22 protein-coding genes are annotated in these 24,003 nt (G+C 70.5%); 10 read left to right on the top strand and 12 right to left on the bottom strand.

Annotated elements, in window-relative coordinates:
• The first annotated feature begins 3 nt into the window (after positions 1-3).
• Genes A5704_RS22370 through A5704_RS22360 form a run of 3 tightly spaced genes read left to right on the top strand, consistent with a single transcriptional unit; the run spans position 4 to position 2,979 of the window.
• Entirely contained in the window at positions 4-984 is a 981-nt protein-coding gene (locus A5704_RS22370; protein WP_067891125.1) for a phosphotriesterase, read from the top strand.
• A complete protein-coding gene (locus A5704_RS22365; protein ID WP_067891122.1) occupies positions 977-2,458 on the top strand; it encodes an AMP-binding protein in 1,482 nt (493 codons plus the stop codon). Before A5704_RS22370 ends, A5704_RS22365 begins: the two co-directional genes overlap by 8 nt.
• Positions 2,459-2,502: 44 nt before the next feature.
• The gene (locus A5704_RS22360; RefSeq protein ID WP_067891120.1) at positions 2,503-2,979 is read left to right on the top strand and encodes a YbjN domain-containing protein; all 477 of its coding nucleotides are present in this window, start codon (positions 2,503-2,505) and stop codon (positions 2,977-2,979) included.
• On the opposite strand, the gene A5704_RS22355 is transcribed toward A5704_RS22360, so the two are convergent.
• Positions 2,976-4,157: an acyltransferase gene (locus tag A5704_RS22355; RefSeq protein ID WP_156737732.1), complete on the bottom strand. Its 1,182-nt coding sequence runs from the start codon at positions 4,155-4,157 to the stop codon at positions 2,976-2,978. The two genes, A5704_RS22360 and A5704_RS22355, sit on opposite strands and share 4 nt — an antisense overlap.
• A gap of 140 nt (positions 4,158-4,297) precedes the next feature.
• Between A5704_RS22355 and A5704_RS22350 the strand changes: the two genes are divergently transcribed.
• A complete protein-coding gene (locus A5704_RS22350; RefSeq protein ID WP_156669885.1) occupies positions 4,298-5,575 on the top strand; it encodes a DUF3068 domain-containing protein in 1,278 nt (425 codons plus the stop codon).
• A gap of 8 nt (positions 5,576-5,583) precedes the next feature.
• Positions 5,584-7,323, top strand: a complete 1,740-nt coding sequence (locus A5704_RS22345; protein ID WP_067891115.1) for a hypothetical protein — start codon at positions 5,584-5,586, stop codon at positions 7,321-7,323.
• Between the two features lie 51 nt (positions 7,324-7,374).
• Here A5704_RS22345 and A5704_RS22340 read toward each other — a convergent pair whose 3' ends face one another.
• Positions 7,375-8,529 (bottom strand): glycosyltransferase family 4 protein, encoded by a 1,155-nt coding sequence (locus A5704_RS22340; RefSeq protein ID WP_067891113.1) that lies wholly within the window; start codon positions 8,527-8,529, stop codon positions 7,375-7,377.
• Positions 8,530-8,785: 256 nt separating this feature from the next.
• Here A5704_RS22340 and A5704_RS22335 point away from each other — a divergent pair, with 256 nt between their 5' ends.
• The 4 genes from A5704_RS22335 (at position 8,786) to A5704_RS22325 (ending at position 12,191) form a co-directional block, all read left to right on the top strand.
• Positions 8,786-9,559 carry a class I SAM-dependent methyltransferase gene (locus tag A5704_RS22335; protein ID WP_156675688.1) on the top strand — a complete coding sequence of 258 codons (774 nt, stop codon included), beginning with the start codon at positions 8,786-8,788 and terminating at the stop codon, positions 9,557-9,559.
• A gap of 106 nt (positions 9,560-9,665) precedes the next feature.
• Positions 9,666-11,135, top strand: coding sequence for an aldehyde dehydrogenase (locus A5704_RS22330; protein ID WP_067891107.1), 1,470 nt, complete (start codon positions 9,666-9,668; stop codon positions 11,133-11,135).
• 268 nt (positions 11,136-11,403) lie between these two features.
• The gene (locus A5704_RS29580; protein ID WP_255369104.1) at positions 11,404-11,535 is read left to right on the top strand and encodes a hypothetical protein; all 132 of its coding nucleotides are present in this window, start codon (positions 11,404-11,406) and stop codon (positions 11,533-11,535) included.
• A gap of 89 nt (positions 11,536-11,624) precedes the next feature.
• Positions 11,625-12,191: a TetR/AcrR family transcriptional regulator gene (locus A5704_RS22325; RefSeq protein WP_067755600.1), complete on the top strand. Its 567-nt coding sequence runs from the start codon at positions 11,625-11,627 to the stop codon at positions 12,189-12,191.
• A gap of 4 nt (positions 12,192-12,195) precedes the next feature.
• Here A5704_RS22325 and A5704_RS22320 read toward each other — a convergent pair whose 3' ends face one another.
• From A5704_RS22320 to A5704_RS22290, 7 genes are all read right to left on the bottom strand, one after another.
• Positions 12,196-12,492, bottom strand: a complete 297-nt coding sequence (locus A5704_RS22320; RefSeq protein ID WP_067891104.1) for a hypothetical protein — start codon at positions 12,490-12,492, stop codon at positions 12,196-12,198.
• An 18-nt stretch (positions 12,493-12,510) separates the two neighbouring features.
• Positions 12,511-14,019, bottom strand: coding sequence for a class I adenylate-forming enzyme family protein (locus tag A5704_RS22315; protein WP_067891101.1), 1,509 nt, complete (start codon positions 14,017-14,019; stop codon positions 12,511-12,513).
• Between the two features lie 60 nt (positions 14,020-14,079).
• Complete coding sequence (locus A5704_RS22310) at positions 14,080-14,856, bottom strand: crotonase/enoyl-CoA hydratase family protein (protein ID WP_067756766.1); 777 nt, start codon at positions 14,854-14,856, stop codon at positions 14,080-14,082.
• Positions 14,857-14,963: 107 nt separating this feature from the next.
• Positions 14,964-16,373 (bottom strand): wax ester/triacylglycerol synthase family O-acyltransferase, encoded by a 1,410-nt coding sequence (locus tag A5704_RS22305; protein ID WP_067756769.1) that lies wholly within the window; start codon positions 16,371-16,373, stop codon positions 14,964-14,966.
• A gap of 44 nt (positions 16,374-16,417) precedes the next feature.
• The gene (locus tag A5704_RS22300) at positions 16,418-17,599 is read right to left on the bottom strand and encodes an alpha/beta hydrolase (RefSeq protein ID WP_067756772.1); all 1,182 of its coding nucleotides are present in this window, start codon (positions 17,597-17,599) and stop codon (positions 16,418-16,420) included.
• 188 nt (positions 17,600-17,787) lie between these two features.
• Complete coding sequence (locus A5704_RS22295; RefSeq protein WP_067756775.1) at positions 17,788-18,456, bottom strand: SAM-dependent methyltransferase; 669 nt, start codon at positions 18,454-18,456, stop codon at positions 17,788-17,790.
• 223 nt (positions 18,457-18,679) lie between these two features.
• Positions 18,680-19,516: an alpha/beta fold hydrolase gene (locus A5704_RS22290; RefSeq protein WP_197498954.1), complete on the bottom strand. Its 837-nt coding sequence runs from the start codon at positions 19,514-19,516 to the stop codon at positions 18,680-18,682.
• Positions 19,517-19,593: 77 nt separating this feature from the next.
• On the opposite strand from A5704_RS22290, the gene A5704_RS22285 reads away from it, so the two are divergent.
• Positions 19,594-20,493, top strand: a complete 900-nt coding sequence (locus A5704_RS22285; protein WP_067891099.1) for an alpha/beta hydrolase — start codon at positions 19,594-19,596, stop codon at positions 20,491-20,493.
• A 7-nt stretch (positions 20,494-20,500) separates the two neighbouring features.
• Here A5704_RS22285 and A5704_RS22280 read toward each other — a convergent pair whose 3' ends face one another.
• Genes A5704_RS22280 through A5704_RS22270 form a run of 3 tightly spaced genes read right to left on the bottom strand, consistent with a single transcriptional unit; the run spans position 20,501 to position 24,001 of the window.
• Positions 20,501-21,805: an amidohydrolase family protein gene (locus A5704_RS22280; RefSeq protein ID WP_067756781.1), complete on the bottom strand. Its 1,305-nt coding sequence runs from the start codon at positions 21,803-21,805 to the stop codon at positions 20,501-20,503.
• A complete protein-coding gene (locus A5704_RS22275; protein WP_067891096.1) occupies positions 21,799-22,989 on the bottom strand; it encodes a CoA transferase in 1,191 nt (396 codons plus the stop codon). The genes A5704_RS22280 and A5704_RS22275 overlap by 7 nt, the downstream gene beginning before the upstream one ends.
• A gap of 16 nt (positions 22,990-23,005) precedes the next feature.
• A complete protein-coding gene (locus A5704_RS22270) occupies positions 23,006-24,001 on the bottom strand; it encodes a MaoC family dehydratase (RefSeq protein WP_067891093.1) in 996 nt (331 codons plus the stop codon).
• Between the last annotated feature and the right edge of the window lie 2 nt (positions 24,002-24,003).

The raw sequence follows: 24,003 nt of genomic DNA, 5'->3' as shown, positions 1-24,003 counted from the left end.
GGAGTGTCAGCACTCAATACCGCCCGCGGCGCCATCGATACCTCCGATCTCGGCGTGACGCTCATGCACGAGCACGTGTTCATCATGACCACCGAGATCGCGCTGAATTACCCCGATGCGTGGGGCGACGAAGAAAAGCGCGTGGCCGACGCCATCGATCGGCTCAACGAGCTGAAGTCCCGCGGGGTCGACACGATCGTCGACCTGACCGTGATCGGCCTGGGCCGCTACATTCCACGCATCGCGCGCGTCGCGGCGGCCACCGAGCTGAATATCGTTGTGGCGACGGGTCTTTACACCTACAACGACATCCCGTTCCGGTTCCACTACGAGGGCCCCGGCGGCTTGCTGGGCGGCCCGGAAGTCATGACCGACATGTTCGTCCGCGACATCGAGCACGGCATCGCCGACACCGGCGTCAAGGCCGGGATCCTCAAGTGCGCCACCGACGAGCCGGGCATCACCCCAGGCGTCGAGCGGGTGCTGCGCGCCGTCGCCCAGGCGCACAAGCGCACCGGGGTGCCGATCTCCACGCACACCCACGCCGGGTTGCGCCGCGGTCTCGAACAGCAACGCATCTTCGAGGAGGAGGGTGTCGACCTGAGCCGAGTGATCATCGGGCACTCCGGTGACAGCACCGACATCGGGTACCTCGAAGAGCTCATCGCCCCGGGTTCCTATCTCGGCATGGACCGGTTCGGACTCGACGTGATCTCGCCGTTCGAAGAACGGGTCAAGATCGTGGCGCAGATGTGCGAGCGCGGGCATGCCGACAAGATGGTGCTCTCCCATGACGCCAACTGCTACTTCGACGCGCTACCCGAAGAGTTGGTGCCGCAGATGGCACCGAACTGGCACTACCTGCACATCCACAACGACGTCATCCCCGCGCTCAAAGAGCGCGGAGTCACCGACGAGCAACTGAAGACCATGCTGGTCGACAACCCCCGCCGCATCTTCGAGCGGCAGGGCGCATATGAGTGAGCCGGTCCCGCCGATCGGCACCCAGATCGCGGCCCTGGCCGAACTCGCGCCCGACGAGCCCGCCGTCACCTGCGGCGGTCTGACGCTCACCCGCGCCGAACTTGACGCCTCGACGAACCGGTTGGCCCGCGCCTACGCCGACCGCGGCGTTGGCGTCGGCGACTACGTGACCATGGTGTTGCCCAACTCCGTGGAGTGGATCCAGGCGGCGGTGGCGTGCTGGAAGCTGGGCGCCGTACCGCAGCCGCTGTCGGCGCGGTTGCCCGACACGGAGCTGCAGGGGCTGCTGGACCTGCGGCAGCCGGCATTGCTGGTAGGGCGCGAGCATCCCGAAATACCGAGCGTGCCAACCGGTTTCACGCCAGGCCCGGAATTCTCCGACGCACCGTTGCCGGAAGCGGTGTCGCCGGTGTGGAAGGCGATGGGCTCCGGCGGCAGCACCGGCCGGCCCAAGCTCATCGAGTCCGCCGGCGACACCCGGATACCCGCGGCCATCGGCTACCCGCTGGGCGCGCAGCCCGGCGACACGACGCTGGTGCCGATCCCGCTGTCCCACAACACCGGGTTCACCACCGCGACCATCGCGCTGCTGATGCGCCATCACCTGGTGGTGATGAGCCGGTTCGACCCGCACGAATTCCTGCGGCTGATCACCGACCACCGCGTCACGTTCCTGACCACGGTGCCCACGATCATGCAGCGGACGCTGCCGGTCTATCACGCCGATCCCAAGTCCTACGATCTGTCGTCGCTGCGCCGGTTCTGGCACATGGGGGCGCCGTGCCCGCCGGCCATCAAGCAGGCCTGGATCGACCTGCTGGGCCCCGAGGTCGTCTGGGAACTCTACGGCGGCACCGAATTACAGGCGCTCACCTTCATCTCCGGGGACCAGTGGCTGACCCACCGCGGGTCGGTCGGCGTGGTGGTCGCCGGGGAAATGCAGGTGCTCGACGACGACGGCAACCCGTGCCCGCCCGGCGTGGTCGGCGAGATCTACATGCGGCCCGGGCCCGGCAGCGCGCCCACCTACCGCTACGTCGGAGCCACCGCCAAGTCCCGCGACGGCTGGGATTCCCTTGGGGATCTTGGCCATTTCGATGCCGACGGCTTCCTCTACCTGTCGGACCGCCGGGTGGACATGTTCACCGTGGGTGGCCGCAACGTCTACCCGGCCGAGATCGAGAACACCTTGTCGGCGCACCCCGACGTGCTGTCCTGCCTCGTCGTCGGCGTGCCCGACCCGAATTCGGGCGACCTGGGCCAGGTGCCCTACGCGCTGGTGCATGCGGCGGACGGTTCCACGCTGGACGCCGCGGGCGTCCAGGAGTTCCTGCGCGACCGCATCGCGGGATACAAGGTGCCGGCGTTCGTCGAATTCGTCGATGCGCCGCTGCGCGACGACGCCGGCAAGGCCCGGCGATCGGCGGTGCGCGCCGAGATCATCGAGCGGCTGGGGGCGGCAGCGCCCGGCTGACCGGCACCAAGAATCCTCCAAGCCCGCGGCCGCACCATCGGGGCATGCAGATCGAACCCTTGAGCACCGAGCTGATCGAACGCTATCTGCGATCGCGCGAGCTGCGGTTCTTCCGCAGCGACGACGGCGAGGAGTTCATGATGCTGCCCAGCTACGAGCGCGGCAGGCTGCACGTGAACCTTCGGATCAACGGGTTGCGGCGGGACATCTTCGAGATCTCGATCAGCCCCGCCGGTCACTACGACGCGACCGAGCGGCCCCGGCTGATGGAACTGGTCAACGACTGGAATCGCGAAACGCATTGGCCCAAGGCGTTTGTGCGCGAGACCGCCGTGCCGACCCAGGTGAGCGTGGTCGGTGAGAACGCCTACCTGCTGACCGACGGCATCCACGTCGAGGCCCTGGGCACCCTGGTCCGGTCCACCGTCGAGCACGGGGCCGACCTGTTCAAGAAGATCGAGCGGGCCATCTGCCTGCCGTCCGCGGACACGCTCGAGGAGTGGATGGACCGCACCGGTTAGGGCGCGATCGCGTCCGCCTCGGCGTCGGCGGCTTCGTCGGTTTCGGCGTGCCGCTCTCGTTTCTCCCAGCGCCGCAACGCTTCTCGGCAGGGCGATTCGACCAGCCCGTAGCTGACCGCGGCGATCGCCCACCCGAAGAGCAACGTCAGCGCCAGCACCTCGGGCATCCGGCCGGTGAACGCGAACGTCCCGAGCACCGGGAACACCATGGCCAGCGCTGCCAGGTGCCACACGAACAGGCCGTAGGACCACCGCCCGAGCGTCACCATGACGGTGCTGCCGAGCAGCCGGTGCGGCGTGTCGATCCGGTCGAGTACCAGGGGGGCGACCAAGGCGAACGCCACCAGCGAGCCCGCCGCCGTCTTCACCGCGAACTGCATTGCGGTGCCGGGAATCAGGCCCTCGGGCCCGGCAAGCGGGGACGCCGCCAGCAGATAAGCCAACACGGCGACGACGGCCATCACGACACGGTGCCGCGCCAACCGCGCCGGCAGGTCGATCGGGCTGTGCACCCATTCCGCCAGCAGCATGCCCGCGGCGAACCAGGAGAAGAACGCCGGCGGCCAGTTGAGCGGGTTGGTGCCGGACCCGGAATGGATGGGCACCCAGCCCCACGCCCAGCTCAGCGCCGCCAGGGCGGCGATCGCCGGGACCCGCGCGCCCACCGGCAGGCGCCGGGCCAGCAGCGCCAGGATCGGCAGGGCCAGATAGAAGCTGACCTCGACCGAAAGGCTCCACATCTGCGTCAGCCCCCCGGTCAGCGTGAGGGGCACATAGATCTGGGTGAGGGTCAGGTTGGCCAGCCACACCGTCGGGCTGGCGTGATCGGCGTCGGGCAGCAGCGACAGGATCACGACGACCGCCACCAGGTAGGCGGGCATGATGCGCACCACCCGGGACCGCAGGTAGTGGCCCGTGCGGGGCCGCGGCTGCAGGCCGCGCGCCGCCGCGGCGTGCCCGCGCCACAGCAGAAAACCGGACAGCGCGAAGAACACCGCGACCGCCAGGTCGAAGCGGCCGAACAGCCGGCCGGTGATCCCGCTGGAGTGCCCGGTCTGGAACGCGACGTGGGTGACCACCACGCCCATGGCCGCGCACGCGCGCATCCCCTCCACCGCGGGCAGGAAGCTGCGGACTCCGCCCACCCGTTGGCCATCGGTCACCCCCACAGTTTGCATCTGCGGCGTTGGGGAACGAATGGGTAGACCCGAAGGACCGGGCAGCAGGTTCGTAAGCCGAGGCCTTACGTTCGGCTGTTAGGGTCAAACGGGTTTGCGGCTGACGGCGCATTAAGACAGCACTAGGAGGGCACAGCAACGTGAACCGAGCAGTCATGTTGCGGTTCGCCGCATGCGGGATCATCGGACTGGGCGCCGCCCTGCTGATCGCCGCGCTGCTGTTGTCGACCTACACCACCAGCCGGATCACCAAGGTTCCGCTCGACATCGACGCCACGCTGATCAGCGACGGCACCGGAACCGCGCTCGACGCCGCGTCACTGTCGACGGACCACGTCGTCGTCAACCAGAACGTGCCGCTGGTGTCCCAACAGCAGATCAGCGTCGAGTCACCCGCGAACGCCGACGTGGTCACGCTGCAGGTCGGTAGCTCGGTGCGGCGCACCGACAAGCAGAAGGACAGCGGCCTGCTGCTGGCGATCGTCGACACCGTCACCCTCAACCGCAAGACGGCGATGGCCGTGTCCGACGACACCCACACCGGCGGCTCGGTCCAGAAGCCGCGCGCCTTCAACGACGAGAACCCGCCCACCGCGATGCCGCTGCGGCACGACGGCCTGGCCTACCGGTTCCCGTTCCACACCGAGAAGAAGACGTACCCCTATTTCGATCCGATCGCGCAGAAGCCGTTCGACGTCAACTACGACAGCCAAGAGGACGTCAACGGCCTGACCACCTACAAGTTCACCCAGAACATCGGCTACAACGCCGACGGCAAGCTGGTGGCCCCCGTGGCGTACCCGTCGCTGATGGCCGGCAACGAGGACGCCAAGCAGACCACGTCGGCGTCGATGTGGGGCATCCAGGGCGGCGACCCGAACGAGCAGATCACCATGACCCGCTACTACGCCGCGCAGCGGACCTTCTGGGTGGACCCGGTGTCGGGCACCATCGTCAAGGAGACCGAGCACGCCAACCACTACTTCGCCCGCGATCCGCTCAAACCGGAGCTGACGCTGGCCGACTACAAGGTCACCTCCAACCAGGACACCGTCGAATCGCAGGTCAACGCCGCCCGCGACGAACGGGACCGGCTCTCGCTGTGGTCGCGGGTGCTACCGATCACGTTCACCGCGGTCGGCCTGATCGCGCTGGTCGCCGGCGGCCTGCTCGCCTCGTTCAGCCTGCGGACCGAGAGCGCGTTGACCGATCCAGGCCTGGACCGGGGCGACCAGGACTTCTTCGGCCGCAGCGGGCTCGAGGAGCCGGTGCCCGGCGCCGAGGCCGAAACCGAGAAGCTGCCCACGCAGCGCCCCACGGCGCGCGATGATCCCGACGCGGAAGCGCCCACCCTGGGCTCCGACGAGCCGCCCGAATCCGGGCCGCCCGAGCCCACCAGCCCGCCCGAACGGGAATAGCCCGCCGCGTGCGCTGGACCCGGCCCGGGTACGCGCTGGTCTTGGCGCTTCTGGTGGTCGGGCCGCTGCTCAAACCCGGTTACCTGCTGCTGCGCGACGCGGTGTCCACGCCGCGGTCGTTTGTGTCGGATACCGCGCTGGGGCTGACGGCGGCGCCGCGGGCGACGCCGCAAGACTTCGCGGTGGCGCTGGCCTCACACGTGCTGGACGGCGGCGTCGTGGTCAAAGCCCTGCTGGCGCTTGGGCTCTGGCTCGCCGGATGGGGTGCGGCCCGGCTGGTCGCGACGGCGTTGCCCGACGCGGGCATGGCCGGCCAGTTCGTCGCCACCACCCTGGCGATCTGGAACCCCTACGTCGCCGAGCGGCTGCTCCAGGGCCACTGGAGCCTGCTCGTCGGTTACGGCTGCCTGCCCTGGGTCGCGACGACCATGCTGGCGCTGCGGGCGGGCGCCGGCTCGTTGCTCGGCCTGGCCTTCTGGATCGCGCTGGCCGGGCTGACGCCGACCGGCCTGCTGCTCGCCGCGACGGTCGGGCTGGTGTGCGTCGCCGCCCCCGGGGCGGCCCGGCCCCGCTGGCTGTGCGCCGCGGTGGCGCTGGGCGCCGCGGTGGTGGCGGCGCTGCCCTGGCTGACCGCGGCGGTTCTGGGCGCGTCGCTGTCCTCTCACTCGGTGGCGAACACGCTGGGCGTGGCCGCGTTCGCGCCGCGCGCCGAGCCGGGTCTGGGGACGCTCGGCAGCCTGGCCGGCCTCGGCGGGATCTGGAACGGCGAGGCGGTGCCGATTTCGCGGACCACCCTGTTCGCGGCCGCGTCGGCCGTCGTGCTGCTTGGGGTGGTGGCGGCCGGGGTGCCGACGGTGTTGCGCCGCCCGGCGGCGCGTCCGCTGCTGGCGCTGGCGGCGGCGGCCGTGCTGGTGCCGGCCGCGCTGGCCACCGGCCCGGGCCTGCACCTGCTGGGCGCGGTGGTCGACGCCGTCCCCGGCTTCGGGGTGCTGCGGGACGGACAGAAGTGGGTGGCGCTGGCCGTGCCGGGATACGCGCTGGCGGGCGCGGGAGCGGTGGTGACGCTGCAGAGGTGGCTGTGGCCGGCGATCATGGCGCCGGTCTGCTGCCTCGCGCTGATCTTCGCGCTGCCCGACCTCGCCTGGGGCGTGTGGGGCCAGGTGTCCCCCGTGCAGTATCCGCGCGGATGGGCCGCGGTGGCCGCAACGATCAACGAGCGGCCCGCGACGGTGGCGGTGTTGCCGGCCGGCACGATGCGGCTCTACAGCTGGTCGGGCCGCGCGCCGGTGCTGGATCCGCTGCCCCGCTGGGTGCGCGCCGACGTGCTGAGCACGGGCGACCTGGCCATCTCGGGGACCGTCATCCCCGGCGAGGGCAACCGCGCCCGCGCGGTGCAGCAGTTGCTGCTGGCCGGTCCCGATCCGGCCGCCCTGGCCCCGGCCGGGGTGGGCTGGCTGGTCGTCGAGTCGGACACCGCGGGCGACATGGGGGCGTCCGCCCGCACCCTCGATGCGTTGACCGCGGCCTACCGCGACGACGACATCGCGCTCTACCGAATCGGCGGCGACACCGCCGGGGTGTCCGCCGGCGCGCGCACGGCGACGCTGATCGCGCATCTGGCGTGGCTGGCGGTGCTGATCGTGGGCGGCGCCGGCGCGCTGGTCGGCGCGTGGCGCTCGCGCACCGCAGCGGTTCGGCGACACTTTAACGACGGCGGCGACACGCCGATAAAGGACGCTCAGGATTGAGTCTCGCGGGCCGGCGCTTGGGGGTCGACTCTCGCGGCCCGGCTCTTGGCGCTACACCACACCGCTGACCGGGTGGCCGGTCCGCACGGCGTCGAGGACCGTCCGCATGGCGTCGGCGCTTTGCCGCCAAGAGAATTCGCCGCTTCGGGTGTGGGCCTTGGCGCCGAGCTGGTCACGCAGCACCGGATCGGAAAGCAGCTCCTCGAGGCGGTCCACCAGCTCGGCGTGGGTGTCCACCAGGATCCCGGTCACCTCGTCGACGATCGAATCCGACAGCCCGCCCGATGACCGGTAGCCGATGGTCGGCACCCGGTGCTGGGCCGCCTCGACGACCGCCAGCCCCCAACCCTCCTTGCGCGAGGGCAGCAGCTGCACCCAAGCGCTTTGCAGCACATGGTGTTTGGTGACGTCGTCGACGTGACCATGAAAGGTCACCGCGCCCGAGATGCCCAGCCGGCCGACGTTGTCGACGAGCCGCTGTCGCCACCAGCCGTCGCCCACGATGTCGAGGTGCAGACCCGGCAGGCGCGGCCGCAGCCGCGCGACCGCCTCCAGCGCGTCCTCGATCTGCTTGTGCGGCACCAGCCGCGACAGCACCACCACCCGTGGCGCGGCGGCACGCGGGCCGGACAGCGTTCGCGCCGGGGCCTCGTCGAGGCCGTTGCGGACCACCGCGATGTGCGCGTTGTCGACCCCGAGCGTCACCAGGTCGCGCGCCGACGGCAGCGAGACCGTCACGTATTGGTTGCGGCGGTTCAGCCACGGCGACAGCCTCGACTCGACGAACCAGCCGAGCCGGCCGAGCACCGGGCCGGCCACCGGCCACTGTTCGCGGTGGCAGTGGTGCACCAGCACCACCACCCGGCGGCCGTACACCAGCCGGGCGAGGAACGGCAGGCCGTTCTGGGTGTCGACGACCACGTCGGGCCGCACCCGCCGCAGCGGCCCGAGCCCCAGTCGCGCCGCGGCCATCGCGAGCAGGGCCCAGACGTAGACGGAGTAGCGGCCGCCCGCGCGGTCGATGCGCACACCGTCGACCACTTCCCGGCGCGGCGCGCCGGGGTAGCGGGCGGTGCGCAGCGTGACGGCGATGCCGGACGCGGCCAGCTGCGCGCCGATGCGCTGCAAGTAGGCCTCGCTGCCGCCGCCCTGCGGGTGACCGGTATCGCGCCAGCACAGCAGGAGCACGGAGCGCAGACCAGACATCACTGGTCAGCCTAGCCCGGCGGCGCCCCCTCGGGGGCCGGCGACCCCGCCGGCCACTTCCGCCACACGGGTCGCCGCCAGGAGGGAGCGTGCGGTTGCCCGCCTCGCAGCGACAATTCGGGCGACCGGGCGCCGCGCCGCGCGTTGTCGCTGTGAGGTGGGCACTTCGGATGCCGTCCGGGCCAGGGACGAAAGTGACTGATGTGACGAACCGCGGCGACCGCGCGCCGGCGCTGCGTAGGGTTGGCCGGTGGCCGTGACCCCGGATCCCACCCGAGTGTTCTCGCGGCGGGCGACCCTGGGCCGCGCGCTGCGGCTGCTGTCCGAGTTCCGCTTCGAGCAGTCGGACCCCGCCCGGTTCTACGGCGCGCTCGCGGCGGACACCGCCGCGATGGTGGGTGATCTCTGGCTGGCCACGCACGGCGAATCCCCGGCCGGGCGCACCCTGCTCGACGTCGGCGGCGGGCCCGGTTACTTCTCGGCCGCGTTCGCCGACGCCGGGATCCGCTACCTGGGCGTCGAACCCGACCCGAGCGAGATGCACGCGGCCGGGCCCGTCCCCGCCGGGCGCGCCGGGAACTTCGTGCGCGCCTCCGGCATGGCCCTGCCGTTCGCCGACGGCTCGGTGGACATCTGCCTGTCGTCCAACGTCGCCGAACACGTGCCGCGGCCGTGGCGGCTTGGCGCGGAGATGCTGCGGGTGACCAAGCCCGGCGGGCTGGCCGTGCTCTCCTACACCGTCTGGCTGGGCCCCTTCGGCGGGCACGAAATGGGCCTGAGCCACTATCTCGGCGGGGCGCGCGCCGCCAGGCGCTACGCCCGCAAACACGGGCATCCGGCCAAAAACGACTACGGGTCGTCGTTGTTCGCCGTGTCCGCGGCCGACGGCCTGGCGTGGGCCGCGGACACCGGCGCGGCCGTGGCCGCATTTCCCCGCTACCACCCCCGATGGGCGTGGTGGCTGACCTCGGTCCCCGTGCTGCGGGAGTTCCTGGTGAGCAATCTGGTGCTGGTCCTGCAACCCCAATAGTGAAACGTGTTCTCGTTTCGCGTCGGCTTGGGTAGGGTGGCGCCCATGCGCGCCGGCGACGATAAGCACGGCAGCGCAATCTAAAAGGGTAGGAGGAGCGGCGCAGATGGCCGACAGCAAGACCGAATACGACAAGCTTTTCATCGGCGGCAAGTGGGCTGAGCCGTCGACCGACGAGGTGATCGAGGTGCGCTGCCCGGCCACCGGCGAGTACGTCGGAAAGGTGCCGCTGGCGGCCGCCGCCGACGTCGACGCCGCGGTCGCCGCGGCGCGCGCGGCCTTCGACAACGGGCCCTGGCCGACCACCCCGCCAAAGGAGCGCGCGGCCGTGATCGCCAACGCGCTCAAGCTGATGGAGGAGCGCAAGGACACGTTCACCCAGCTGCTCGCGGCCGAGACGGGCCAGCCGCCGACCGGCGTCGAGACGATGCACTGGATGAGCTCGATCGGGGCGCTCAACTTCTTCGCCGGCCCGGCCGTCGACCAGGTCAAGTGGAAAGACATCCGCACCGGCGGCTACGGGCAGAGCATCGTCTATCGCGAGCCGATCGGCGTGGTGGGCGCGATCGTCGCGTGGAACGTGCCCCTGTTCCTGGCCGTCAACAAGCTGGGCCCGGCGCTGCTCGCCGGCTGTACCGTCGTGCTCAAGCCGGCCGCCGAAACCCCGTTGAGCGCAAACGCTTTGGCGGAGGCTTTTGCCGAGGCCGGACTGCCCGAGGGCGTGCTGTCGGTCGTGCCGGGCGGGATCGAGACCGGACAGGCGCTGACGTCCAACCCGAACGTCGACCTGTTCTCCTTCACCGGCAGCTCGGCGGTCGGCAAGGAGATCGGCCGGCGCGCCGCGGACATGCTCAAGCCGTGCACCCTGGAGCTCGGCGGCAAGTCGGCGGCCATCGTGCTCGACGACGTCGACCTGCCCTCCGCCATCCCGATGCTGGTGTTCTCCGGGATCATGAACACCGGCCAGGCCTGTGTGGCCCAGACCCGCATTCTGGCGCCACGCTCGCGGTACGACGAAATCGTGGACGCGGTAAGCACTTTCGTGCAGGCGCTGCCGGTGGGCCTGCCGACGGACCCGGCCGCCCAGATCGGCTCGCTGATCTCGGAGAAGCAGCGGGCCCGGGTCGAGGGCTACATCGCCAAGGGCATCGAGGAGGGCGCGCGGCTGGTCTGCGGCGGCGGCCGTCCCGAGGGCCTGGACAGCGGCTTCTTCGTGCAGCCGACCGTCTTCGCCGATGTCGACAACAAGATGACGATCGCCCAGGAGGAGATCTTCGGGCCGGTGCTCAGCATCATCGGATACGACACCGAGGAGGACGCGATCAAGATCGCCAACGACTCCGTGTACGGCCTGGCCGGCAGCGTGTGGACCTCCGACATCGACCGCGGCATCACGGTCTCGGAGAAGATTCGCACCGGGACCTACGGGATCAACTGGTACGCCTTCGACCCTTGTTGCCCGTTCGGCGGTTACAAGAACTCCGGCATCGGCCGCGAGAACGGCCCCGAAGGCGTGGAGCACTTCACCCAGCAGAAGAGCGTGCTCATGCCGATGGGCCACACGATCGAGGGCTGACGCTCCGACTACCGGGCGCGCACTCCCCGCGGGCGAAACCCGCGGGGAGTGCGCGTTCGACGTTGATGCCCGGCGCACTAGCGCCAAATTATGCAAAAAAGCATAGAAAAGCCCTTGTGACGGTCCTGTAAATCAGGAGCGGCATCCCGCCCGCTTCGGCATTTCCCGTGCTTCCGGGTTTACATAGGGGATAAAACTTGCTTACTGGACCGCTGTCTTATATGCTTCTCAGCATAATCATGGTCGGCGCTTAGGCCGGGAGAGAATCATGTGGATCATCGAGCTGAACATCGGCGGCTATCAATTCACCCGCGAGGTGCCCGACCTGAAGCGCCGGAATTTCCGCTTCAGCCCGCGCAGCATGCATTGGCCGGCACTGCGGCATTCCCACGCTGCATGACGTTGGCCCCGGGAGGCACGAGAGTGGCGACCACGAGCGAATCTGTGCAGGATCTCACCCCGACGAAGCGTGGCGGCACGCGCAGGAAGATGTTGGCCAGCGCCGCCGAGGTGATGCGTGAACGGGGCGCCGCGGGAGTGACGATCGACGCGGTGCTCGCCCGCAGCGGCGCGCCGCGCGGCTCCGTCTACTACCACTTCCCCGACGGCCGCAACCAGATCCTGATCGAGGCGCTGCGCTACTCCGGGGACTCGATCACCGCGATGATCGACGACGCCGCCGAGCAGGGCGCCCGGGTGCTCCTGGGCAAGTTCGTCGAATTCTGGGAGCGCCTGCTGACCGAGGGCGGCTTCAACGCCGGCTGCCCCGTGGTGGCCGCGGCGATCGGCTCGGACGACGACGACGCCACGCTTTCCGCCGAGGCCGCCGCGATCCTGGGCCGCTGGTGCGCCGCGCTGACCCGGGCCTTCACCCACGACGGCTTCGACGAGCCGTGCGCCGCCTCGCTGGCGGTGATGTCGATCGCCTCGCTGGAGGGCGCCATCGTGCTGTCCCGCTCGACCGGCAGCATCGACCCGCTGCGCCAAGTCGGCGAGCAACTCGAATTCCTCATCAAGGCAAGGGAATTCGTGCTGCGCAACAATATCGGCGAGTAACTCCTCAGTCGCTGGCCGGCAGCGGCTTGACTTCCTTGAGCTGCAGGGCGGTTTGGCCGACGCTCAGGCTCCCGGCGCCCGGCTTGGTCACCAGCACCTCGGCGCCGGTCTCGTCGACGTAGCGCTTGCCCATCACGGTGCCGCCTGCGAACGCCGGGTCCAGCTCGCCGGCACGCTCGGCGCCGATCGGCACCATCGGCGCACCGCCACAACGCAAGTCATCGAGGCTGTCGGCGCTCCTGACGACGATCACCTGCGTGTCACATACCTGGCTGGCCAGGCGGGTCCCGTTCTTGATCATGTTTCTTCCCTAACTTCCCTACTGGTCGGCCGGCGCGGCACGCAGTGCACCTAAGTCTTTGACGATCTCGCGGCGCAGCACCTTGCCGGTCGCCGTGGTGGGCAACTCGTCGCGAAACACCACGTGGTCCGGGGTGCGCGAGCCGCGCAGGCTCTTGCGGACGTGCTCGCGCAGCTCCTCGGGGTCGGGATCGATCCCGACGGCCGGGACCACGACGGCGACGATCGCCTGTCCCCATTGCGGGTCCTCCACGCCGACCACGGCGACGTCGCGCACGTGGGAGTGCTCGATGAGCACCTCCTCCAGCTCCGCCGGCGCGATGTTCTCGCCCCCGCGGATGATGGTGTCGTCGCTGCGACCGCTGACGAAAAGGTAGCCGTCCTGGTCGAGCAGGGCGACGTCGCGAGTCGGGAACCAGCCCTCGTCGTCGAGCACCGAGCCGATCCCGGTGTAGCGCCCCGACACCTGCTCGCCCCGCACGAACAGCTCACCGGGTTCGCCGGGTCCCAGCACCTTGCCGTCCTCGTCGCGGATCTGCAGTTCGATGCCGGGAACGGGGCGTCCGACCGACCCCAGCCTCTTGGCGACGTGCGCCTCCGCGGCCGAGTGCGCCTCCCGGTGGTCGTCGGGCCCCAACACCGCGATCGTCGAGCTGGTCTCGGTCAGGCCGTAGGCGTTGACGAAGCCCACGTGCGGCAGCAGCTCCAGCGCCCGGCGCACCAGCGGCAGGCCCACCTTGGAGCCGCCGTAGGCCAGGTTGCGCAGCGACGTCAGCTCGTGACCGCCGCTCTCCAGCACCGTGACGATCCGATCCAGCATGGTGGGCACAACCGTCGCGGTGGTCACTCGCTCGGCGTCGACCAACCGCACCCATTCCTGGGCGTCGAAGGTGGGCAGGTAGACCATCTTGCGCCCGGCGTACAGGTTGGACAGCGCGGCGCTGACCCCGGCGATGTGATACGGCGGAACGCAGATCAGTGCCGCCTCGCCCGCGTCGGCCGATTCGAACTCCACTGTCCCGGTGACATAACTGGTCAGGTTGTTGTGCGAGAGTTCGACGGCCTTGGGCTGCGACGTGGTGCCGGACGTGAACAGGACGATCGCGACGGACTCCGGGTCGGGGAACTCGGCGGCCGGCTCGGCACCGCGCGCCGCGGTCAGAAATTCCTCGGTGGTCATCAGCCGCGGCGACGCCCCGCCCAGCATGTCGCTGTACCGGCTGTCGACGACCACCAGCGGCTCGGGCAGGCGGTCGATCAGCGCCTGGATGCCGTCGGCGGACAGCCGGTAGTTGATCGGCGTGAAGGCGACCCCGGCGCGCGCGGCCGCGAAGATGAGGACCGGGAGCATGGCGCCGCCGGTGCCCACGTACGCGACGTGCCTGGCGCCGGATCCGGCGATCACGCCGGCGCCACCGTCGGCCAGGTCGCTGAGCTGCTGCGTCGTCAGCCGCACGTCGCCGGAGACGACCGCCGTGCGATCGGGGTTGCTCGACGCGGCCATCTCGAGCAGCAGCGAAATGCTCATCCTCGATCTTTCCGATTCCCCAACGGTTTACAAATCTAAGCCATAGTGTAACCCGGCCGCTCAGCTGCCCGTCCAGCGCGGTGGGCGCTTCTCGGCGAAGGCGATCGCGCCCTCCTTCGCGTCGTTGGACGCGAACACCGGCGCCAGCAGCTTGTTCTGCTCGGCGAACATCTCCTCGGGGCTCCAGCCGCGGGACTCGACGATGATCCGCTTGGTGGCGGCCACCGCCAGCGGGCCGTTGGCGGCGATCTTCTCGGCCAGCGCGATCGCCTCGTCGAGCGCCTTACCCGGCTCGGCCAACACGTTGACCAGCCCGAGCGCGTGGGCGCGCTCGGCGGGCAGGTTTTCCCCGGTGAGCGCCAGCTCCATCGCGATGGCCGACGGGATGCGCTGCGGCAGCCGCAGCAGGCCGCCGCCCCCGGCGACCAGCCCGCGCTTGACCTCGGGGATGCCGAAGGCCGAGTCCTTGGACGCGACGATCAGGTCGGTGGCCAAGGCGAGCTCGGTGCCGCCGGCCAGCGCGTAGCCCTCGACCGCCGCGATCAGCGGCTTGGCGGGTGGGCGCTCGGTGAAGCCCATGCCCCGGCCCGCCACGATCGGCAGCTCGCCGCGCGCGAAGGCCTTGAGGTCCATGCCCGCGCAGAAGGATCCGCCCGCGCCGGTCAGGATGCCCACCGAGAGACCGGCGTCGCCGTCGAGCCGATCGACGGCCGCGGCCAGGCCGTTGGCCACCGCGGCGTTGACCGCGTTCTTCGCCTTGGGCCGGTTGATCGTGATGATTAGAATCCGATCCCGCTGTTCGACCAGGACTTCGGGTTCGTTGGCGTCTTCGCTCACGGCCGCACAGCTCCTTCGGGTAGGGGTGGCTGCTTATCCGAGAAGATCGTAGCGGTCGACGGAAATGGCATTGGCACCAGTCGAGAGTCCCGTTTCCGGGATAGCCCTCAGGCTGGCGCCATCGCGGCCTCGACGACCGTCAGCTCTTCGGGAAGCCCTGCGGCCCTGCGTATTTCGATGAAGTCGGCGACCATGGCCTCGGTCACCTCGTGCGGGTCCTTGAGCGTGGCGCCGTCGGACAGCACCGAGATGTTGAGCTGGTCCACGTAGCTCCACACGGTGATGTTGAGGCCGCTGCCTGCGGTCAACGGGCCCACCGAGTAGATCTCGGTGACCAGCGCGCCGCCCACCCGGCCGCGCTCGCGCGGACCCGGCACGTTGGAGATGTTCAGGTTCAGGATCTTGTTGTGCCCGTCGCGGCCGGACGCCCACCGGAAGAAGGCCTGGGTCGGCGCGGGCGGCATGTAGGCCGCCCAGCGGCTGACCAGCTCAGGCCCCATCAGCTGGTTGCTCTCCTTTGCGGCGATCGCGTTCTCGTGGCTGCACTGCACCCGCTCCAGCGGATCGTCGGAATCGGTCGGGAGGCCCACCAGCACGCCGGTGAAGCGGTTGCCGGAGATCCGCTCCGGCGAGAAGTCGAAGCTCATCGGCACCGACGCCAGCAGCGGAACGGCCTCGCCGTCGTAGCGCAGCTGCAGAGTGCGCAGCGCGCCGGTCGCCATGGCGAGCACCATGTCGTTGATCGTCGCTCCCAGCCGCTTCCCCGTCTCCTTCACATCGGCCAGCGCCAGGGTGGCGGTGGCGAACCGGCGCTCCGGGGTGATCTTGTGGTTCATGAAGGTGGGCGGAGGTTCGAACGGCCGGCTCAACTCCGGTGACAGCTTGCGTGAGCTGCGGCGCACCCGGCCCAGCCCCTGCGCGGTGTAGCGGATCGTCGACGGGATCCGCCCCACGTGGCGCAGGTGGTCGGCGAACGCCGAACCCATCAGCTGCCCGGTGGTGGGCGGCGGGTCGGACACGTACGGCCCGCCCTCGGGTCCGGGCTGCAGGTCCATGCCGCGGGCCATCAGGTTGGCCGAGGCGACCCCGTCGGCGAGCGCGTGGTGGATCTTGCCCACCACCGCGATCCGGTTGTTCGCCAGGCCTTCGACGAAGTACATCTCCCACAGCGGCCGGCTGCGGTCCAGCGGCGTGCTGGCGATGCGCCCGATGGCCTCGTCCAGTTCGCGCCGGCCACCCGGAGCGGGCAGCCGCCATGGCCGGATGTGGTAGTCCAGGTCGAGGTCGCAGTGCTCCCGCCACATCGGGTGGTGGAGCTTGAAGGGGATCTCGACCAGCTGATAGCAGAACGGTTCCAGCTTGCCCAGGCGGCCGCGAATGACTTCGCGGAACGCGTCGATGCCGAAGTCGAGACGATCGGAATCGAGTTCGATCACAGCGGCTTTGATGGTGTGCATGTGCACGTTCGGCGTCTCGCTGTAGAGCAAGACCGCATCCCACCCGCTCAGCCGTTTCACCGCTGCCCCTTACCCATAAAGGGACCATACTCAGCGGCGGCGGTTCAGATAACCTCTTTGGCCGCGTTTGTCTTGGTGCGGTAAACCTGGTTGAGGAACAGCGAAGTCGCGTGCGCCGCGGCGCCCGCCCGTTCCCCGTCGACGAGGTCGTACCCGTGGCCCGCGCCGGGCAACTCCAGGTAGCCCACCATCGAATGCGACACCGTCCGCATCCGGTCCACGAAGCTGCGCGCCTGCTCGACGGGAATGACGCTGTCCCTGCTGCCGTGAATCACCAAGAACGGCGGGGCATTTCGATGCACACGCGCCATCGGGGACGCGTCGCGGAACACCTGGGGGTGGCGGTCCATCCTGCGCCTGACGACGACCCGCTCCAGGAAGTCGACGAACCGGTCCCGCTCCGGGGTCGACCGATCCTCCCAGTCGTAGCGACCGTAGATGCCGACCACGGCGTCGACCGAGGTGTTGGCGCCTTCGGGCAGCTTCGCGTGGTACTGCGGGTCGTCGGGGGTGAGCCCGGCCAGTGCGGACAGATGGCCGCCGGCCGAACACCCGGCCACGGCGACGAAATCGCGGTCGCCGCCGAACTTGTCGACGTTGGCACGCGCCCACGCGATCGCCGTCTTGACGTCGACGATGTGCCGCGGCCAGCGGTGGTGCGGGGCGACGCGGTAATCGATCGCCAGGCAGACCCAACCCTGCTCCGCCAACCGGGACATCAGGGCCGAGCCCTGACCCATGGCCTTGCCGTGCACCCAGGCGCCGCCCGGCACGAAGATGAGCACCGGCGCGGGCTGCGCGGGCAGGTCCTTGCGGCGCCACACGTCGAGCACCTGCGCGGGGTGGTCCCCGTAGTGGACCGCGCGGCGGTGGAGGTAGCGGCGCTGGCGCATCGCGTCCCAGATCGGCGGCGTCCGTACCGCCGCGGGCCATTCCAGCTCCAGGTCGGCGGCCGACACGATGCCCCGCAGCGCCGCGACGGACACGTCCTGAATGCTGACGTCATCGCCGCGCAGCGACTCGGCGGCTTCCTTCGCCTGACGCGGCTTGGTCATGCCGGAGAGGAAGTCGGGTGCGTGCCGGGCGCCCCAGATGCCCATCGCCGTGAGGCCGCCCAGGGGCTCGAGGTGCTTGCCGACCACCGGCAGCGACGCACCCGCGACGCTCAAGGCCAGCGCGTAGTCGCCGGGACGTGCCCGCAGCAACCATTTCGCGCACGAAGTCATACTCGGCCTCCTTGCCGTCGTGTGAGGGCAGCGTACCCCCGGGGCCAGGTCCGAAACTGACGTTTGCGTCGACCCATCATCCGGCGTCGGAAACACGCTGGGGCTGCGGTTGCCGTGTGCCGATTTGCCGTGCTCGCGGAGACGGCGGCGTTTGCCATTCGACCAAGAGACGGCCGGCCGCGACACGCTCACATGGACGCCAGACACGCGATTACGCGATCGCCGATCAGACGGAGACCGGTCAGCGTCAGACCGACCTGCGCCGCGAGCGCCGCGGCGCTGTCCACGCCGACCGACGCCCACCGAAACCAGGGTCCGACCTCGCCCGCGGACTCCAGCCGGACCCAGCGCGCACGGATGCCGATGTTCTCGGCGTCGAATTCGGCGACGCACCGCCCGCCCCGGGCCAGCAGCTCTGCCGCCCGTCCCAGGATGCGGCACGGGTCTCCGCCGAGGCCGACGTTGCCGTCGACCAGCAATACCGTCTGCCAAAGACCCATGCCGGGCAGCGGGTCGAACACATCGCCCAGCAGGGCCGGCGCGCCGCCGCGTCCCGCCAGCCGAATCGCGGCGACGGAGCGGTCGATGCCCAGGGCCGGTATCCCCCGCTGGATCAGCCGGGCCACCAGTCTGCCCGGGCCGCAACCCAATTCGATCGTCGGCCCGGTGCACATCTGGGTGACGGCTTCGTCGAAGACTTCGTCGAAGGCGTCCTCAGATCCATCACCGGGACATACGTCGTCGGGACATCGCACCCCCAACCAGCGGTGCGCCGGGAGCGGCCGCAGCTCCCCGTCGTCGTGGCGAATCCAACATCGCTCGCCGCCGAGTGCCTGATCGTAGAGATGACCCAGCATTCACGTCCCTCGCGTCCTGCCCGCCCGGGCGGTCCACGCTCGGTCCCGGTGAGGGACGTTGCGACGACGAAACGCTGACGCGTGCCGCGCTCGCCAGCATTCCACCGATACCCCGATCTTCGTGCGGCTAATCCACCGCCTTTGGGCTACGCGCCAGGGCGCGGAATGGTTCAGTCCCGCCGGGGATTCGGCAGAACTCCCTTGCCACACGCGTTCTCGCGGATCAAGCGGGGGCGCCGAACAGGAAGGCCTCAAGTACGTCGTTGACCCGGGCGGGGTCTTCCAGCGCCGCCAGGTGCGCGATGCCGTCGAGCACGCGAAACGACGCACCGGGGATCGACTCCGCCATGGCCCGAGTCTCCGCGACGGGAAAAGTGGCGTCCTCCGCGCCGGCGACCACCAGGACCGGGGCCGCGATGGTTCCCAGCAGCGCGTGCTGGTCGGGCCGGGCGGGGACCACGCTGCGGACCGCCCAGCGGGCCGAATCGATGTCGACCGCCCGCAGGCCGGCGCGCACGGTCTCGACCACGTCCGGCCGGGCGCGCAGCGTCGTCGGGCCGAGGAAGGCGCGCAGGGCCGACCGCGTCAGGGGCGGCCGGATGCCGCCCAGCAGCGCCGCCGCGCGCAACATGGCCGCGTATTTCGCCTTCTGAACGGCGCCCGCCTTCGACGCCGTGCAGTTCATCAGGACGGCGCGGTCGAGGCGATCGGGGTGCAGCGCCGCGAACGTGGCGCCGATCATGCCGCCCCAGGAATTGCCGACGAAGTGGGCCTTCTCGATGCCGAGCCCGTCCAGCAGGTCGACGACGCAGCTCGCGCAGTCGGTGAACGTGAAGGCCGACCGGAGCGGCTCGCTGCCGCCGTGGCCGGGCGGGTCGATCAGCACCAGGCGGTGGCTCGCCCCGAACCGGGCGGCCTGGCCGGACCACAGGTCCCCGGTCATCAACAGGCTGGGCCACAGCAGCACCGCGGCGCCGGTGCCCGGGCTGACCTGCACGCGTATCTTGCCGAGCGCGGTGTCGACGAACCGCGCAGCGAGCCTCGGGACGTTCCCGGTCACGTTTGCCTCCCATGTCCGACCCCCGCATATCACTGATAGCAGGCCGCGCGGTTTTCCGCGTCGGTGATACTGATGCGGTGCCGAACGCCGATGTTCACCCTGACCTGCAGCGGATCGCCCGATTCGCCCCGCGCCGACTCGTCGGTCCCCGCACGCTGCCGCTGATGCGGGCCGGGATCGCGTTGCGCAGCCGCCTCAGTAAGCCCGTCCGCGATGTCGAGGTCATCACGCTGGGTTCGGGGGCCGGCGTCCGGCTGTTCCGGCCGGCCGGCGTCGCGGGACCGGCCCCGGCGCTGCTGTGGATCCACGGCGGCGGATACGTGATCGGCACCGCCGAACAGGACGACCGGCTCTGCAGTGGGTTCAGCCGCCGGCTGGGCATCACCGTCGCATCGGTGGAATACCGCCTGGCGCCCGAACATCCGTACCCGGTGCCGCTGGAGGACTGCTATTCGGCGTTGACCTGGCTGGCGAATCTGCCGTCCGTGGACCGGTACCGGGTGGCCATCGGCGGGGCCAGCGCCGGCGGCGGCCTGGCCGCGGCCCTGGCGCTGCTCGCCCGCGACCGCGCCGAGGTGAGCCCCGCGTTCCAGCTGCTGACGTATCCGATGCTCGACGACCGGAGTTCGGCCACCGCCCCCAGCTCGAACTATCGGCTGTGGGACAACCGCAGCAACCAGTTTGGCTGGTCGGCGTATCTCGGCGACGCCGACCCGCAGGCCGCGGTGCCGGGGCGGCGCGACGACCTGAGCGGGCTGCCGCCGGCCTGGATCGGAGTCGGCACGCATGACCTGTTCCACGACGAGGACCTGGCGTACGCGGACCGGCTGACGGCCGCCGGGGTGCCGTGCCAGGTCGAGACGATCCCGGGCGCCTTCCACGGCTTCGACCTGATCGTGCCCAAAGCGCAAGTGTCGCAGCGATTTTTCGACAGCCAGTGTGCAATGCTGCGCGCCGCCCTGGCCACCGCGCCGTGATCGCCGGTCACATCGAGAAGTAGACGAGTTCACCGCCGATGATGGTGGCCGCCACCATGCCTGCGTCCAGCTCGGCCAGCGCCGTCGCCGGCGGCTCGCTCAGCACACAGAGGTCCGCCGGCTCTCCGACCGCCACGGTGCGCGGCTGGCCCGGCCGGTCCGGCCGGCCGAGGAACATCGTCAAAGCCTCTCGGGCGGAGACACATTCGTTGGGGTTCAGCACGGCGCCGCTGACAGTGGTGCGGTGGACGGCGGCGCGCATCGCCGTCCAGGGGTCGCCGTGGCCGAACGGCATGTCGGTGGACAGGGCCACCGGCACCGTCGCCTCCAGCAGGGAGGCCACCCGCCACAGCTCGGGTTGCTCGGCGGTGGGGACGTCGGCGAGGTAGTGGTCGCCGCGCTCGGCAACGAGGTTGGGTTGCGTCACCACGGTGACACCCAGCTCGGCGAGGTCGGCCACGTTGTCCTGCGGCACCACGGCGGCGTGCTCGATCCGATCTCGTGGATGGCTGCCGGCCGACCGCAGCGCGGCGATGGTGACCACCAGCTGGGCCGCGGTCACGCAGTGCACGGCGACGGGCCTGCCCGTGTCGTGGTGGTCTCCGATCCAGTCGGTCAGGGCGTCGAGGTCGAGGCGGTCGTCGTGCAGGATGATCTTGCCCGGGGACAGGAAACTCGGTCGTGGCCGGAACTCGCCGTGCCGGTGCGCCACCACGAGTGACACCATGTCGTCGGCGTCGAGGTCGGGGGTGGCGTCGGTGACGCCGGTGACGCCGGTGGCGGTGATTCGCCGGCTCAGCTCCGCCAGGTCGCTCTCGCGCCGCTGCAGCAGGTCCGACCAGCCGTGGTCCGCGCTGCGCAGGCGCCCGTCGGGATGTTCGGAAAGCCCAATCCGGCCCAGCGCCTCGGAGTTGAGGATCCACAGCACCCCGCTGCGGTGCTGAATGCGCACCGGGGCGGTGCGCACCATCGCGTCGAGCGCGTCCCGGTCCAGATCGCCCGCGACCGACTCGTGATAGCCGATGGCGCGAATCCAGCCGTCGGGGCCCGGCGTCGCGTTCGACAGCAGTTGTGCCAGTTCGTATTTGGTGCTGACACCCGGTGGCCCGACGAAGAACGAATCCAGGGCCGAGGCGGCCGAACGCACGTGCACGTGGTGGTCGTGCAGGCCGGGCAGGACGGTGCCCCCACCGGCGTAGAGCACGCCCTCGCCGGTCTCGGCGGCCAGCCCGTCGCCCATTTCGTCGATGCGGGTGCCGAACCGGATGTCGGTGGTCGTCCCGTCCAGCAGAGTCGCGCGACGAATCAGCATCGCCGGCAACTCCTTTCGGCCACGATCCGGCGCACGGCCTCGTGGTCGGCGCCCAGCCGTGCCGACCGGCGGGCAGCCTGCGGAACACGCGGGGGCGGCGCGGGCCGGTTCGACACCGACGCCTGCGTCGGCAGCGCCGCGTAACCGGCGGCGACCGCGGCCATCGCGACCTCGATCAGTTCGCCGCCGCCGCGGCCCAGCGAATCGGCCACCAACCGCGTCGCCTCCAGCCCCGTCAGCGGATCGGCGATGGCGTCGGCGCAGAACACCGGTCCGTCGGCGGCGACGCCGACCAGGCCGCCGGCCACCGCGGCGTCGTCACCGAACCCTGGCCTGGCGCCGTCATAGCCGGTGATGCGCAACCAGATTCGCCCCTGCCTTGGCTCGATGTCGTGCGGCCCGAGGCGGCGCCGCGTCAGCGCCGCGGGCCGCGAGCCTTCGATCACGATGTCGGCGACGGCAAGCAGCTCGTGCAATTCGTCGGCGTTGGTGTCGAAATCGACGCAATAGGAGAGCTTTTCACCGTTCATCCAATGGAAGAAGGCCTGGTTCCCGGCCCGGGTGCCGTCGGGTCGGCGTGGGCTTTCGACTTTGACGACTGTCGCCCCGGCGCGCGCCAGCAGCTGTCCGCAGAGCGGACCGGCCCACATCGAGGACAGGTCGGCGACCAGCAGACCGCCGACGTCGCGCGCCGGCCCGCGGGCGCCCCACGGTCGGATCCGCGGGGCCGCGGCCGCGGCCTCGCTCAGGGCGGCCGCCGGGATGTCGAGCAGGGCCGCTCGCTCAACGACCGCGGAGCGGTGATGCGTTGCCGCCCAGTGCCGCACCGCCGGCCACGGGTCCGCCCCCACGTCGTCGCTCTGCACGAGGGCGGGGACGGCAGCGACGTCGTCGGGCCGCGACAGCGTGATCGCGCACCAGCCGTCGGCGGCCGTCAGCAATCGGGTGGCGCCCCCGGCGGAGACCCGGCCGCCGCGGGTCAGGCCCAGCAGCGCGGCCCGCCCGGCCAGCAGGTCGGCGGCGTCGACCGCGACGTCCAGCCGCTCGCCGACGGCCGTTGCCACCCGCCGGGCGTGCCAGAGCACGTTCGCGCGGGAGAAGTCGGGCGGCCCGCCCGGCAGGCCGGTCAGGTAGGCCAGCCCGCTGCTCCCCCACGTCGACGTAGCCGAGCTCACGCCTCCCATTGTGCGCGTGGCGGTCCTAGAACTGGAGCGCGCTGAATCGCCAGTCCAGCACCGCACGGTCCGGCTCGCCCGCCGCGTAGACCAGCGACCGCAGCCGCAGCACGCCACCGTGCCGGGTCGGCTCGGCCGACTCGACGTGCAACTCGCTGTAGACGGTGTCGCCCTCGTGGACGGGACCGGTGTGATCGCAGGATTCCCAGCCCAGCACCGTAACCAGGTTGGGCAGCAGCCGGCTCGCCTGCGCGAGCGCCAGCCCGATGGTGTGGCCGCCGTACACCAGCCGTCGCCCGCCGACCCGCGAATCATGATGGGTGGCGGCGATATTCAGCGTGAGCCGGGCGAGCTCCGGGGCGCTGCTTACGACGTCGCCGGTGCTGTGCAGCACCGCACCGGCCAGGCCCGGCTCGAAGTGGGGACCTGGCACCTTGTTCCGGAAGACCTCGCCGTCCCAGTGCGCGGTCGGGTCGACTTCGGGGCCGGGCGCGTCGGCGCCGATGGTGGACAGGTCGTCGTGCGGCGCCTCGTCGGGCCGCCAGTCGGGGCCGGCGGGCAACATGCCGCAGCGGTAGAAGTCGAGCACCAGCCGGTCGTCCTGGTCGACGGTGGTCATCCGCAGCGCCGCCATCCCGGTCGGAGCGCGACCCGGCTTGGGTGAGTTCGCCCGCAGCCCAACCACTTCCGTGCGGGTGTACAGGGAGTCGCCGATGACCGGGAACCGGTGAAACGCCAGGCCGCGGTAGAACAGGTTGGCCTTGACACGCTGGGTGGCCAGCGTCGACTGCCCGATCGCCACATCGCAGACCAGCGCCGGATGCGCCAGCGGGGCGGGCAGGCCGGTCACGGCGGCGCACAGCCCGGCGTCCAGGGCGAGCCGCAGCCGATCCCCCACGATCGCCTGGTGCGCCGCGGCCAATCCCGAGGACAGCGTGATCACCGGCGCCCAGTCGAAGACCTGACCGACGGAGAGGTCGTCGAAGTAGGGCCCGCCCTCCCGTACATACGCAAAAGTCACGG

The organism is Mycobacterium sp. E735 (genome assembly GCF_001666955.1).
Classification (GTDB): Bacteria; Actinomycetota; Actinomycetes; order Mycobacteriales; family Mycobacteriaceae; genus Mycobacterium.
Note: the sequence above shows the minus strand (reverse complement) of the source record. Positions and strands in the feature narration are given on the sequence as shown.

What these genes read in the sequence shown, in the direction of transcription:
- A5704_RS22365 (WP_067891122.1), top strand. Translation starts at nt 977, where the DNA reads ATGAGTGAGCCGGTCCCGCCGATCGGCACCCAGATCGCGGCCCTGGCC.
- A5704_RS22360 (WP_067891120.1), top strand. Translation starts at nt 2,503, where the DNA reads ATGCAGATCGAACCCTTGAGCACCGAGCTGATCGAACGCTATCTGCGA.
- A5704_RS22355 (WP_156737732.1), bottom strand. Translation starts at nt 4,157, where the DNA reads ATGCAAACTGTGGGGGTGACCGATGGCCAACGGGTGGGCGGAGTCCGC.
- A5704_RS22340 (WP_067891113.1), bottom strand. Translation starts at nt 8,529, where the DNA reads ATGTCTGGTCTGCGCTCCGTGCTCCTGCTGTGCTGGCGCGATACCGGT.
- A5704_RS22330 (WP_067891107.1), top strand. Translation starts at nt 9,666, where the DNA reads ATGGCCGACAGCAAGACCGAATACGACAAGCTTTTCATCGGCGGCAAG.
- A5704_RS29580 (WP_255369104.1), top strand. Translation starts at nt 11,404, where the DNA reads ATGTGGATCATCGAGCTGAACATCGGCGGCTATCAATTCACCCGCGAG.
- A5704_RS22325 (WP_067755600.1), top strand. Translation starts at nt 11,625, where the DNA reads ATGTTGGCCAGCGCCGCCGAGGTGATGCGTGAACGGGGCGCCGCGGGA.
- A5704_RS22320 (WP_067891104.1), bottom strand. Translation starts at nt 12,492, where the DNA reads ATGATCAAGAACGGGACCCGCCTGGCCAGCCAGGTATGTGACACGCAG.
- A5704_RS22315 (WP_067891101.1), bottom strand. Translation starts at nt 14,019, where the DNA reads ATGAGCATTTCGCTGCTGCTCGAGATGGCCGCGTCGAGCAACCCCGAT.
- A5704_RS22300 (WP_067756772.1), bottom strand. Translation starts at nt 17,599, where the DNA reads ATGACTTCGTGCGCGAAATGGTTGCTGCGGGCACGTCCCGGCGACTAC.
- A5704_RS22295 (WP_067756775.1), bottom strand. Translation starts at nt 18,456, where the DNA reads ATGCTGGGTCATCTCTACGATCAGGCACTCGGCGGCGAGCGATGTTGG.
- A5704_RS22280 (WP_067756781.1), bottom strand. Translation starts at nt 21,805, where the DNA reads ATGCTGATTCGTCGCGCGACTCTGCTGGACGGGACGACCACCGACATC.
- A5704_RS22275 (WP_067891096.1), bottom strand. Translation starts at nt 22,989, where the DNA reads ATGGGAGGCGTGAGCTCGGCTACGTCGACGTGGGGGAGCAGCGGGCTG.